Annotated in this window: 13 protein-coding genes and 1 pseudogene; 7 read left to right on the top strand and 7 right to left on the bottom strand. The window is 76.8% G+C overall.

All coding sequences use genetic code 11. The annotated features are described in order from the left end of the window. Positions 1-64 precede the first annotated feature (64 nt). On the top strand, positions 65-1,108 hold the full coding sequence (gene lgt, locus OP18_RS00435) for a prolipoprotein diacylglyceryl transferase (RefSeq protein ID WP_081970117.1): 1,044 nt from the start codon (positions 65-67) through the stop codon (positions 1,106-1,108). A 12-nt stretch (positions 1,109-1,120) separates the two neighbouring features. After that, positions 1,121-2,326: an FAD-dependent oxidoreductase gene (locus OP18_RS00440; RefSeq protein WP_033356633.1), complete on the top strand. Its 1,206-nt coding sequence runs from the start codon at positions 1,121-1,123 to the stop codon at positions 2,324-2,326. A 91-nt stretch (positions 2,327-2,417) separates the two neighbouring features. Here OP18_RS00440 and bsaP read toward each other — a convergent pair whose 3' ends face one another. Together bsaP and bioB are read right to left on the bottom strand one after the other, a co-directional pair. Further along, on the bottom strand, positions 2,418-2,642 hold the full coding sequence (gene bsaP / locus OP18_RS00445) for a biotin synthase auxiliary protein BsaP (RefSeq protein ID WP_033356634.1): 225 nt from the start codon (positions 2,640-2,642) through the stop codon (positions 2,418-2,420). Continuing rightward, positions 2,639-3,622, bottom strand: a complete 984-nt coding sequence (bioB, locus tag OP18_RS00450) for a biotin synthase BioB (RefSeq protein ID WP_033356635.1) — start codon at positions 3,620-3,622, stop codon at positions 2,639-2,641. The genes bsaP and bioB overlap by 4 nt, the downstream gene beginning before the upstream one ends. A 118-nt stretch (positions 3,623-3,740) precedes the next feature. Between bioB and OP18_RS00455 the strand changes: the two genes are divergently transcribed. From OP18_RS00455 to OP18_RS00465, 4 genes are all read left to right on the top strand, one after another. Further along, entirely contained in the window at positions 3,741-4,913 is a 1,173-nt protein-coding gene (locus OP18_RS00455; RefSeq protein ID WP_033356636.1) for an aminotransferase class I/II-fold pyridoxal phosphate-dependent enzyme, read from the top strand. 32 nt (positions 4,914-4,945) lie between these two features. Beyond that, entirely contained in the window at positions 4,946-5,812 is an 867-nt protein-coding gene (gene bioD, locus OP18_RS00460; protein ID WP_245635207.1) for a dethiobiotin synthase, read from the top strand. A 277-nt stretch (positions 5,813-6,089) separates the two neighbouring features. Further along, complete coding sequence (locus tag OP18_RS56725) at positions 6,090-6,254, top strand: hypothetical protein (protein WP_156089208.1); 165 nt, start codon at positions 6,090-6,092, stop codon at positions 6,252-6,254. Then, on the top strand, positions 6,251-6,649 hold the full coding sequence (locus OP18_RS00465; RefSeq protein ID WP_033356637.1) for a PIN domain-containing protein: 399 nt from the start codon (positions 6,251-6,253) through the stop codon (positions 6,647-6,649). Before OP18_RS56725 ends, OP18_RS00465 begins: the two co-directional genes overlap by 4 nt. A gap of 57 nt (positions 6,650-6,706) precedes the next feature. Here the strand turns inward: OP18_RS00465 and OP18_RS00470 are convergent, their stop codons facing one another. From OP18_RS00470 to pdxR, 4 genes are all read right to left on the bottom strand, one after another. Continuing rightward, on the bottom strand, positions 6,707-7,405 hold the full coding sequence (locus OP18_RS00470; RefSeq protein ID WP_033356638.1) for a histidine kinase dimerization/phospho-acceptor domain-containing protein: 699 nt from the start codon (positions 7,403-7,405) through the stop codon (positions 6,707-6,709). A gap of 85 nt (positions 7,406-7,490) precedes the next feature. Next, the gene (locus OP18_RS00475; protein WP_081970121.1) at positions 7,491-8,138 is read right to left on the bottom strand and encodes a dTMP kinase; all 648 of its coding nucleotides are present in this window, start codon (positions 8,136-8,138) and stop codon (positions 7,491-7,493) included. A 78-nt stretch (positions 8,139-8,216) separates the two neighbouring features. After that, positions 8,217-9,071: a L,D-transpeptidase gene (locus OP18_RS00480; protein WP_081970123.1), complete on the bottom strand. Its 855-nt coding sequence runs from the start codon at positions 9,069-9,071 to the stop codon at positions 8,217-8,219. Between the two features lie 35 nt (positions 9,072-9,106). Further along, the gene (pdxR, locus tag OP18_RS00485; RefSeq protein ID WP_033356640.1) at positions 9,107-10,537 is read right to left on the bottom strand and encodes a MocR-like pyridoxine biosynthesis transcription factor PdxR; all 1,431 of its coding nucleotides are present in this window, start codon (positions 10,535-10,537) and stop codon (positions 9,107-9,109) included. A gap of 9 nt (positions 10,538-10,546) precedes the next feature. Between pdxR and OP18_RS00490 the strand changes: the two are divergent. Continuing rightward, positions 10,547-11,899: pseudogene (locus OP18_RS00490) on the top strand (APC family permease); the annotation flags it as partial. On the opposite strand, the gene OP18_RS59425 reads toward OP18_RS00490, so the two are convergent. Then, positions 11,845-12,288, bottom strand: a complete 444-nt coding sequence (locus OP18_RS59425) for a DUF5709 domain-containing protein (RefSeq protein WP_211273394.1) — start codon at positions 12,286-12,288, stop codon at positions 11,845-11,847. The pseudogene OP18_RS00490 and the gene OP18_RS59425 overlap by 55 nt on opposite strands. Positions 12,289-12,315: the final 27 nt, after the last annotated feature.

The raw sequence follows: 12,315 nt of genomic DNA on the forward strand, positions 1-12,315 counted from the left end.
GGGTGGCGAATTGGGCGAACCCAGGGCATCGCGTTTCGGCGGATCGGCGGTAGCGTGTGCACCCGTGGATGCTGCCCTTACCCCGCTGGCCGTGATCCCCAGCCCCACGCAAGGTGTCTGGGACCTCGGGCCGTTGCCGCTGCGTGCCTACGCGCTGTGCATCGTGCTCGGCATCGTCGCCGCGTGCTTCATCGCCGACCGGCGGCTGCGCCAGCGCGGCGCCCCGCCGTGGGTGATCCTCGACATCGCCGTGTGGGCGGTGCCCGCCGGCATCATCGGCGCCCGGATCTACCACGTGATCACCTCGCCCGAGGCGTACTTCGGCGAGAACGGTGACCTCGTCAAGGCGTTCAAGATCTGGGAGGGCGGCCTCGGCATCTGGGGCGGCATCGCGGGCGGCGCCATCGGCGCCTACATCGCCTGCCGCCGGCTCGGCCTGCCCTTCGCGATGGCCGCGGACACCCTCGCCGTCGGCCTGCCGGTCGCGCAGGCGCTCGGCCGCTGGGGCAACTGGTTCAACAACGAGCTCTACGGCAAGGAGACCAGCCTGCCGTGGGGCCTCAAGGTGTACAACTGGGACGCCAGCGCCGGGCACGCGCAGACCGTCAACGGTGAGCCGATCGTCCTCGGCGTCTTCCACCCGACGTTCCTCTACGAGTTCCTGTGGTGCCTCGGGGTCGCCGCCGCCGTCTGGTATGCGGACAAGCGCTGGTCCCTCGGCCGTGGCCGGGCGTTCGCGCTGTACGTGGCGCTGTACTGCGTCGGCCGGTTCTGGATCGAGGCGCTGCGCATCGACGACGCCCACCACTTCCTGGGCATGCGGCTCAACAACTGGACCTCGATCGTCGTCTTCGCCGCCGCGATGGCCTACTTCCTGAAGGTGCGCGGGCCGCAGGAGCGCGTCACGTACGACGAGAACGGCCGCATCTCCGTCGTCACCGGCGACGAGCCCCCGGCGGTCCCCGCCGCCTCGGACGCCGACCCGGACGCCGCCGCGGACGAGCCGGCCGGACCCGTCTCGATCGAGAAGGACGCCGAGGCCGGGGACGGTGAGCCACAGTCCGACGACGCGTCCAGCAGCTCCGGCAGCACGTCCGCGAAGGGCTGAGGGACCGCACGGATGCGCACCGCTGTCGTGGTGGGCGCCGGCATCGGCGGGATCGCCGCGGCCGGCGCGCTCGCCCGGACCGGCTGGCAGGTCACCCTCCTGGAACGCGACGACCGGCTCCGCCCGGGCCGCGGCGCGCTCGTCCTGTGGCCCAACGGGGTCCGGGCGCTGCGCGGGCTCGGGCTCGCCGGCGGCCTGGACGGCATCGCCACCCCGGTCCCGCCCGTCGGGATCCGCCGCCCGGACGGGCAGTGGCTGGTCCGCCCGGCGGCGGCCGCGGGCGAGGACGTCGAGTCGCCGCCGGTGGTCGTGCACCGCGAGGACCTGCACGACGCGTTCATCGCGGGCCTGAGCGACCAGGTCGACATCCGCAACGCCATCGACGTGCAGCCGGCCCGGGTCCGCCGGGACCGCCCCGCCGTCGGCGACGGCCGCAGCACCTTCGAGGCGGACCTCGTCGTCGCCGCCGACGGGGTGCAGAGCGCCGTGCGCCGCCGGCTCGCCCCGGCGACCACGTTCACCAGTGCCGGGTTCGCCGCGTGGCGGGCCGTCATCCCGTGGTACCGCATCCCGGACCTGCCGCCGGGACTGCCGCCGCACGGCGAGACGCTCGACGGCGCGCACCGCTTCGCGTTCGCCTCGCTCGGCGAGCGCGGCTCGTCCGGCGGCTCGACCCGCGGCGGCATCTCCTGGGTCGCGACCGTCCCCGGCGCGCTGCGCCCCGAGCCGCCCGCCGGCCAGCTGGCGCTGCTGCGGCGCTGGTTCGCCGGGTGGCACGCGCCGATCCCGCAGCTGCTGGCCGCCACGGAGCCCGACGACCTGGTCCAGGATCCGATCGGCGAGCTGGCGCCGCTGCCGGAGACGTTCGGCGTGCGGGCCGGCGCCGGCGGGTACGCCCTGGTCGGCGACGCCGCCCACGCCATGCCGCACCACCTCGCGCAGGGCGCCTGCCTGGCCCTGGAGGACGTCGCGACCCTGCAGGCGGTGCTGACGAACGTGCCGGGGCCGCTCGGGCCGGCCCTGGACGAGTACAGCCGGCTGCGCCGGCCGCGGGTGGCCAGGGTGCTGCAGCAGACCCGCAAGGCGTCCGCGGTGCTGCAGCCGCGGGGCGGCTTCACCAGCCGGGCGATGGGCGCCGCCCTCGGCCGGGCCAACCCGCGGGTGCTGGACCGGGCGGCCGCCGCGGCGGCCGAGTGGGCGGGTCCCGCCTCGTCCTGACCGCGGTCCTTGGCCGCTGCCGCTGCCGCTGGTCGCGTGCCGGCCCGGCCGACCGCCGCCGGGCCGCGGATGAACGCGGCCCGGCCCGGGGTCAGGACGTCAGGACGCCGTGCTCGACGCAGGCGGCGGACCAGCCCTGCGGCAGCACCTGGACCTTCATCCGGCGGCGGCACCGGGGGCAGAAGCGCGGCGGCTCCAGGTCCCGGGCGGCCGCGCAGGCCGGGTGCGGCGCGCCGCCGGCGAGGGACTCGCCGCACCGGTCGCACCACACCGCCTCGCCCGGGCCGCCCGCCCGGGCGGTGTCCGCGGCGTTCACAGCGTCGCCGAGAGGGCCTTGACCGGCATGCTGAGCTCGTCGAGCAGGGCGAGGTCCTGCTCGGGGGAGCGGCCCAGCGTGGTCAGGTAGTTGCCGACGATCACCGCGTTGACGCCGCCGAGGAGGCCGTCCCGGGTGCCGAGGTCGCCGAGCGTGATCTCGCGGCCGCCGGCGTACCGCAGCAGGGTCCTCGGCAGGGCCAGCCGGAACGCGGCGACGGCCCGCAGCGCGTCCTTCGGGTCGAGCACCGGCTGGTCGCTCAGCGGCGTGCCCGGGCGCGGGTTGAGGAAGTTGAGGGGCACCTCGTGCGGGTCCAGCTCCTGCAGCTGGATCGCGAACTCGGCCCGCTGCTCGACGGTCTCGCCGAGGCCGAGGATGCCGCCGCAGCAGACCTCCATGCCGGCCGCACGGACCATCCGCAGCGTGTCCCAGCGCTCCTGCCAGGTGTGCGTCGTCACCACCTGCGGGAAGTGCGACCGGGCGGTCTCCAGGTTGTGGTTGTACCGGTGGATGCCCAGCGCCGACAGTTGGTCGACCTGGTCCTGGGTGAGCATGCCCAGCGACGCGGCGATGTTGATGTCCACCGCCTCGCGGATCGCGGCGACCCCGTCGGCCAGCTGCGTCATGAGCCGCTGGTCGGGGCCGCGCACGGCGGCGACGATGCAGAACTCGGTGGCCCCGGTCGCCGCGGTCTGCTTCGCCGCCTCGACCAGCGACGGGATGTCGAGCCAGACGGCGCGCACCGGCGAGGTGAACAGCCCCGACTGCGAGCAGAAGTGGCAGTCCTCGGGGCAGCCGCCGGTCTTGAGCGAGACGATGCCCTCGACCTCGACCTCCGGCCCGCACCACGTCATCCGCACCTCGTGCGCGATCGCGAGATATTCGGGCAGCTCCTCGTCGGAGCAGCGCAGCACCGCGAGCACACCGTCCAGGTCGAGCCCGACCCCGGTGTCCACGACGGCCTTGGCAGCAGCAAGCATGCACGTACCTTACAAAACGTTAGGGCCGGACGGGTGGCGCGAAGTTGTTCAGTTACTTTGTCCACATCGCACAAACGGCATCGTAGGGGTTCGACAACGACCTGGGGAGGGCGCCGCCGTGGAGAACGGAACCTGGCTGTCCACGCTGGACGGTGAGGCCAGGGCCCGCCGGGCCGCCGGGCTGCGCCGGGAGCTGCGGCCCCGCGCCGCCGGCGACGACGTCGTCGACCTGGCCGGCAACGACTACCTCGGGCTGTCCCGGCACCCCGACGTGCTCGCCGCCGCCGCGCGGGCCCTCGCCGACTACGGGCTCGGCGCGACCGGGTCGCGGCTGGTGCGCGGCTCCACCGAGGCGCACCACGCCCTGGAGGACGGGCTCGCCGGGCTCCTCGGCGCGCCGGCCGCCCTCGTCTACTCCTCCGGCTACCTGGCGAACCTCGGCGCGATCCGGGCCCTGGTCCGGCCGGGGACCCTCGTGGTGTCCGACGCGCACAACCACGCGTCCATCGTCGACGGCTGCCGGCTCGCCTGCGCCGGGCGCGCCGCCCGGGAAGGCGCGGGCACCGTCGTCGCGCCGCACGCCGACCCCGGCGCCGTCCGCGCGCTGCTCGCCGCGGACCCGCACCGGCCCGCCGTCGTCGTCACCGAGAGCGTGTTCTCCGTCGACGGCGACCTCGCGCCGCTCGCCGAGCTGTACGCCGCCTGCCGCGAGCACCCCGGCGGCGCGCTGCTGCTCGTCGACGACGCCCACGCCCTCGGTGTGATCGGGCCCCGCGGCGCCGGCGGGGTCGCCGCCGCCGGCCTGGCCGGGCGGCCCGGCGTGATCGTCACCGCCACCCTGTCGAAGTCCCTCGGCGCCGCCGGCGGGGTCGTCGCCGGCCCCCGCGAGCTGCGCCGCCAGCTCGTCGACACGGGCCGCACGTTCATCTACGACACCGCCCTGCCGCCCGCCGTCGCCGCCGGCGCGCTCGCCGCGCTCGACCTGCTGGCCGGCGGCGACCACCTGCGCGCCGAGCTCGCCGCCCGGGCCGCCACGGCCGTGGCCCGGCTGCGCGCCGAGGGCCTCGACGTGCCGACCCCCGACGGCGGCGTCATCTCCGTCGCCGCGCCGAGCGCCGACGAGGCGTTCGCGTGGGCGGCCGCCTGCCGCGAGCGGGGGGTCGCGGTAGGCTGCTTCCGCCCACCGTCCACACCGGACGGCCGGTCGCGCCTGCGGCTCACCGTCAACGTCGGCGTGCCGGCGGCGGCGTTCGAGCACGCGCTCGACATCGTCGTCAAGGAACGGCCCTGACCGCCGACGCAGCGCGCCCCCGAAGGACCACCGTGACCGACCCGCACAGCGCAGGCCAGCACCCCGCCGACCCCGGCACCGCCGAGCACCGCGGGGGTGACCCGCGCGACGGGATGGGCGCGGAGGCGCTGCTCGCCGAGGCGCTGCGGTCCGAGGCGCTGCTCTCGGAGGCCGCGACCCCCGCGGCGACCGAGCCGATCAGCGGGGCCGTCGTCATCACCGGCACCGACACCGGCGTCGGCAAGACCATCGTGACCGCCGCCATCGCCGCCGCCGCGACCGCCGCGGGGCGCCGCGTCGCGGTGGTCAAACCCGCGCAGACCGGCACCGCCGACGGCGACGAGCCCGACGCCGCGACGGTCGCGCGCCTCGCCGAGCCCGTCACGGTGCGGACCCTGGCGAGCTTCCCGGACCCGCTCGCCCCGCTCGCCGCCGCGCGGGTCGCCGGGGACGACCCGCTGACCGCGGTCATGGCGCAGCTCGCCCTGCGCACCATCATCGAGGAGCACGACATCACGCTCATCGAGGGCGCCGGCGGGCTGCTCGTGCCGATGGGGGAGGGCGGCTGGACGGTCCTGGACCTCGCCGCCGCGCTCGGCGCCACCGCCGTCGTCGTCGCCCGCGCCGGGCTCGGCACCCTCAACCACACGGCGCTGACCCTGCGGGCGCTCGCCCACCGCGACGTCCCCGCCGCCGTCGTCATCGGCGCGTGGCCGGCGGAGCCGCAGCTGGTGCACCGCACCAACCTGCACGACCTCGCCGGTGACCTGGTCGGCGCCGTCCCCGAGGGGGCGGGCGCACTGACCCCGGCCCTGTTCCGCCGGGAGGCGCCGCACTGGCTGGCGCCGCTGCTGCACGGCCGGTTCGACCCCGTCGCGTTCCGGTCCCACAGCCGCTGACCGGCCGCCCGCCACCGGGGACCCCGCCGGTCGCCGCGACCGCGGGCGCGGGCGTCGGCGTCGGCGTCGGGAGGGCCGCGCCGGTCGCCGCGCTCCCGCCCGTCGCCGGCGGGTCAGGGACCTGGCCGGGCGGGCCGGGCGTCCGCGTGCGAAAGGCCGCGCCGGTCGCCGCCACCGCCCGTCGCCGGCGGTCCAGGAGCCTCCGGCGGGAGACGGCCGCCGAACGTCGGCGTTTCAGAGGACCGCGCCGATCGATGGGACGCGGTACGGTCACGCAATGACCGAGATCGACCCCGGAGCCGGCGCCGCCCCGCCGCCCGCACCCGACGACGAGCGCCACGCCCGCGCCCGCCGGCGGCTCGACGACGCGGGAGGCCGGGTCACCGCCGAGGCCCGCGCCGAGTCCCGCGAGCAGGTGCGCGAGATCATGGGCTGGTCATGACGGACCTGACCGCCGTCACCGGCCTCGTGCTCGACCCGTCCGCGGTCCTGGCGTACACGCAGGGCAAGGCCGGCGTCGACGACCTCGTGAGCACCGTCCTCGCCGACGGCGGCGCCGTCGTCGTGCCGGCCGTCGCGCTCGCCGAGACCCGCAGCGAGCTCGCGTACGCCGAGGAGCTCGCCCGCCTCGACACCCTGCTCGGCACGGTCACCGTCGCACCGCTCGACGGCGGCGACGCGGTCGGCCTGGGGCGGCTCGCGTCGCGGCTCAACGGCACCCTGGGCCTCGCCCACGCCGTCGCCGAGGCGCACCGCCACGAGGCCCGCCTGCTCACCGCCCACGGCCCCACCGTCCGGCGCACCATCGGCGAGCTGGACGGCATCGTCGACCTCTGACCAGGACGCCGCCGACCCGCCGCGGAAGGCGTCGCGCCGGGCGGGTGGGCGGGGTCCTCAGGGCGCCAGCCGGCTCGCCGTGGCCAGGACGCTCGCGGGCAGGGTCAGCCGGAACGAGGTCTCGTCGAGGCGGACCTCGCCGCCGCACAGGTTCGCCACGGCGCTGGCGACCCGCAGGTCGGCGGGGCGCTGCGGGTCGCTCGGCCGCGGGTGCGGCGCGGTCAGCTCGCCGTGCGCGACGATCTTCGCGTCGATCGCCGGGACCGGGTCGGCCCGCAGCGCGATCTCGATGTGCGCCCGGCTCGGCGCCGCCGTGGCCAGCCACAGCACGAGCTGCCCGACCAGGTGCCGGCAGACGAGGTCGTCGACGGCGACCAGGACCGTCGCCGGCGCGTCCGCGTGGATGCTCACCGCGCCGGCGACCGCGACCCGCCGCGCCAGGTCCACGGCGTCGCGCAGCACCGCGACGAGGTCGGTCGTGCCCGGCCGGGGCGGGCCGTCACCGGCGCCGGCGGCCGGGCGGCCGGCAGGGTCGGTGGCGGCGAGCGGGAGGACGACGCCGTCGACGTACCGCTGCAACCGCACGGCGTTGCGGTCGATCGCGTCGAGGCACGCCACGCCCTCGCTCAGCGCCTCCGCCGCGGGCGCGCCGGCCAGGTCGTCGCGCAGGAGCCGGGTGTAGGCGAGGATCGACGTCAGCGGGGTGTGCAGCTCGTGCCGTAGCCGCGCCGCGGGGTTGTCGCCGGTGGAGAACACACGCGTTCCTTTCGCCAGCCCCTGCAGGGCCCGACATCGACGCTAACCGGCGTCCGGGCCGCCGTGTCCGCGCCCGGCGATCAGGTCACCCGATCGGGAGCAGGTGCTGCGCGCTCCGTGACGGGCGCCGCCACGCCTGGTCGGGCAGGTGGTCGCGGCGCAGCGCCTCGCGCAGCTGGGTCTGCACCGCCGACGGGTCCACGCCGGCGTCCACGACGGTGAACCCGGCCGCCTCCGGCAGCTGCCGGTACGCCACGTCCGACGCCGTCAGGTAGTCCAGCTCCTCGTGGTCCTTGCCCCGCGCCTCGACCCTGGCCTGCGCCACCGGCGGCGGCACCGCCAGGTAGAACACCAGCTCGGGCTGCGGCAGCAGGCGGAACAGCAGCCGGGCCAGCCGGGGGCTGCCGCCACGCACCGTGATGCTCGTGTACTGGCAGTAGGTGTACCGGTCCATGACGGCCACCGTGCCGGTCAGCCGCGACAGCAGCAGCGCCCGGGTGATCGCCAGGCCCCGCAGCAGGGTCTCGATCAGCAGGAACAGCCGGACCCCGAGCAGGTGCTCGGCGTCGCGCCGGCCGAGCCGCTGCGCCAGCCGGCCGAAGAAGACCCGTCCCGCGGCGTTGCGGTGGTAGCGGGCCGGGGTGCCGCTGGCGTCGAGCCAGTCGGCGAGCCACCGCGCCTGGGTCGACTTGCCGGCCCCGTCGATACCAATCAGTGCCACTGTACGGATCATCTTCCCAACGGTAAGCCGTCGGCGGTGAAGCGCCCGTGAAGGTGCACCTATCCGACTGATCGCCGCACCGGAGCGGGCCTACGGCAGCACGACGACGCTGGTGCCGCTGGGGATCGCGTCGAGCAGGATCTTCTGCGCGGCGGGCGGCATCCGCACGCACCCGTTGGACCGCCGGTAGCCGAACTCGTCGCGGTACCAGGCGTGGATGCCGGTGTGCGCGTCCTGCAGCCCCTCGGCGACGGCGCCCTTGTCGTCGGGGACGGCGCCGAGGGCGAGGACGTCGAGCCCCGCGTAGACCTTGCTCGGCAGGCTGGAGCGGCCCAGGACGAACGTGCGTCCCAGCGGGGTCGGGGTGGCGGCCGCGCCGACGGTCACGGTCCAGGTGTGCTGGGCGACGCCGTCGCGCAGCCAGGTGAGCGTGTACGCGCCGCGCCGCACGACGAGCTGGTCACGCAGCGGCACCGTGCTCCAGCCGCCCGCGGGGAGCCAGCCGACGCTGCGGTTCAGCGTCGGCAGCAGCACCGCGACCCAGCCGGCCCGCCGCGCCACGATCGGCATGACCAGCCGCACGCCGCTGATGTCGGGGGTGAGGTACGCGCGGGCGGTGCCACCGGGCGCGTCGTACGCGGCGAGCTTCGCCGTCGGGTGCAGCGCCTCGGTCAGCGGGACCGTCGAGGACTGGTCGGGGTCGGCGGGGAAGCCGGCCGCGGCCCGCGTGTAGGTGATCGTCGGGAGGCCGGCGGCGGCCGGCGCGGCCGGCGGGGTGGTCGCGGCGGCCGGTGGTGCAGGCGACGCCGACGAGGGGGCCGGCGCGGCCGGGGTCGCGGCGGGCGCCGGCTGGGCCCGCGGCTTCGGCGGTCCGCCGCAGGCGGCGGACCCGCCGGTGAGGCAGAGCGCGAGCGCGGTGAGGGCGGCGGCGCGGCGCACGAGCATCCGTACACGGTAGCGGGGCGGCCGGCGGCCGTCTGTCACCCCGTCCGGCGGGACGCGCGGTCCAGCAGGTCGAGGGCGGCGGGCAGGTCCGCGGCGGTGACCGTGCCGTAGCCGACGACCAGCCCGTCGGCGGTGCCCGGCGCGGTGTCGGGGGCGGCGGCGAAGAAGTCGGCGAGCCGCTCGACCGCGACCCCGGCGTCGCGCAGCCGCGCCACGACGCCCGGCACGTCGACGTGCCCGGCGGCGAGCAGCGTCACGTGCAGCCCGGCCGAGGACGGCACGAGCGTGAACCGGTCGGCGAGGACCCCGCGGGCGGCGGCGGTGACGAGGTCGTGGCGGTGCGCGTACACCCGCGTCACGGTGCGCACGTGCCGGCGCAGCAGCCCCTCGTCGATGAAGGCGGCCAGGGCGGCCTGCGCGCCGGGCTCGACGTGCCAGTCCACCAGGCGCTTCGCGGCCAGCAGCGCCGGGCGCAGCGACGCCGGTGCCACCAGGAACCCCAGCCGCAGCGCCGGCAGCAGCGTCTTGGCGAACGACCCGACGTAGACGACCCGGCCCGCCCGGTCGAGGCTCTGCAGCGGCTCCAGGGGCCGGTCGGAGTAGCGGAACTCGCTGTCGTAGTCGTCCTCGACGATCGCGGCGCCGTGCCGCTGCGCCCACCCGAGCAGCGCGGTGCGCCGCGGCATCGTCATGGGCACGCCCAGCGGGTACTGGTGCGACGGGGTCACGTACACCAGCCGCGCCGCGCGGGGCAGCGCGTCCACGACCAGGCCGGAACCGTCGACGGGGACCGGCACGACGTGCGCGCCGAGCGCCTCGAACGCCAGCCGCGCCGGCCGGTACCCGGGCTCCTCCACGGCCACGACCGTGCCGGGCTCGACGAGGACCCGGCCGATGAGGTCGAGGCCCTGCTGGGCGCCGTGGGTGACGATCACGTCGGCGGGCGACGCCCGCACCGACCGGGACAGCCCCACCGACCGGGCGACCGCCGCCCGCAGCGCCGGCAGGCCGGCCGGGTCGCCGTAGTCGGCGGTGGCGCGCAGCGACCGGGCCAGCAGCCGCCGCCAGGTGGCGAGGGGGAACAGCGTGCCGTCCGGGTGGCCGGGCCGCAGGTCGTAGCGGGCCGGCGGCACCGGCGGCACCCGGTCGAGGGCCTCGGTCACCGCCGCCCAGCGCGGCGACGGGCGCAGCGCGCCGACCGGCGCCCGCCGCGACCCGGCCGCCGGCGCCGGCATCGCCACGAACGTGCCGGCGCCGGCCCGCCCCTGCAGGAACCCGTCGCCGACGAGCCGGTCGTAGGCGGCGGCGACGGTGTTGCGGGACACGGCGAGGCCGCGGGCGAGCTCCCGGCTCGGCGGGACCCGCTCGCCGGCGCGCAGCCGGCCGTCGAGGATCGCGTCGCGGACCTGCCGGTAGATGCGGTCGGTGCGGTCGCCGCGGCCAGCGAGGCTGATGTGCAGATCCAACTTGGCCCAATGCATTCGGTGATCAATTGGCACTTCAACCATGCCAAGCCCGAGCCTAGCGTCGAGGGCGTGCTCACCGTCAAGCAAGGCGCCGCCCTGTCCGTCGGCGCGGTCCTCGGCACCGGGGTCATCGCGCTGCCGGCCCTCGCCGCGCAGGTCGCCGGCCCGGCCTCGCTCGTGGCCTGGCTCGCGCTGATCGTGCTGTCCGCGCCCCTGGCCGCCACGTTCGCCGCGCTCGGCGCCCGCTACCCCGACGCCGGCGGCGTCTCCACCTACGTCGCCGAGGCGTTCGGCCCGCGCGCCGCCGCCGTCGTCGGCTGGACGTTCTACCTGGCCGTCCCGGTCGGGGTGCTGCCCGCCGCGACGTTCGGCGGCGCGTACGTCACCGCGGCGCTCGGCGGCGGCCACCGCACCACGATGCTGACCGCCGGCGCCCTCGTGGTGCTGGTCGCCGCGATGAACTTCGGCGGGGTGCGGCTGTCCGGCCCGGTGCAGCTCGGCCTCGCCGCGGTCCTGGCCGGGCTGCTGCTCGTGGCGACGCTCACCGCGCTGCCGCACGCGAGCCTGGCGAACCTGCGGCCGTTCGCCCCGCACGGCTGGCTCGCGATCGGCCCGGCGATGGCGGTGCTCGTGTGGGGGTTCGCCGGCTGGGAGGCGCTCACGTCACTGGCCGCCGACTACCGCGACCCCCGCCGTGACGTGCCCCGCGCCACCTGGATCGCGGTCGTCGTGGTCGGCGTGCTGTACCTGCTCGTCGCCACCACCAGCCAGCTCGTCCTCGGTCCTTCCGCCGGTACGGTGCAGGCGCCGCTCGCCGAGCTGCTCACCATCGGCCTGGGGCATGACGTGAAGCTGCTCACCGCGGTCGTGGCGCTGCTGCTCACCGCCGGCGCGATGAACGCCTACTTCGCCGGCGCGGCCAAGCTCGGCGCCGCCCTGGGCCGCGACGGCGCCATGCCGGCGTGGCTGGCGAGGGGCGCCGGCGCGGGGCAGGTGCCCCGGCGCTCCCTCGCGGTGGTGGCCGGGCTGGCCGGGACCTGCCTCGCCGTCGCGGGCCCGCTGGGGGTCGGGTCGGGGCCGCTGCTGCTGGCCACCACCGGGTCGTTCGTCGTGGTGTACGTGCTGGGCACCGCCGCCGCCGTCCGGCTTCTCCCGGCCCGCAGCTGGTCACGGCGCACCGCAGTCGTGGCGTTGCTCTGCGTGACGGGACTGCTCGCCCTGACGGGGTGGTACGTGCTGTGGGCGGCGGGCGTGGCGGTGCTCGCCCTCGGGTACCAGGCGGCCACCGCCCGTCACGCCCGGCGGGTTCAGTCCCGGTTGGGGTCGATGATGTGCATGGCGGCCTCCTCGGCCGACGCGGCGCCGCCGTCGATGCCGACGTCCGAGCCGATCTCGTCCTTCTCCTCGTCCTCGCCCCAGCCCTCGTCGGGGGCGACGAGCCGGCCCGCGCGCCGGTCGCCGACCTCCTCGGCGTCGAAGAACTCGTCGGACTCGGTGGTCGTGCCGTAGTCGTCGAGGTCGAGGCGCGCCACCGGGTCCGGCTCCTCCTGCCGCAGCCGCCGGTCCCAGGACTCGCCGCGCTGCGCCTCGGCCTGGGTGACGCCGAACGCGTTGAGCCCCAGGGGCTTCTCCGGCGGGGAGTAGCCCTCGTCGAGCGCGTCGGCGAGGCCACGGTCGGACAGGGTGTCCTCGGCGGACAGCTGACCCTCGTCGTCCGGCGCCGGGTCCCAGCTCGCGGTGTCAGAGCTCATGATCACGTCTCCTCGGTGGCAGGTCCT

Origin of the sequence: Dactylosporangium aurantiacum (assembly GCF_000716715.1) — a bacterium.
GTDB lineage: Bacteria > Actinomycetota > Actinomycetes > Mycobacteriales > Micromonosporaceae > Dactylosporangium > Dactylosporangium aurantiacum.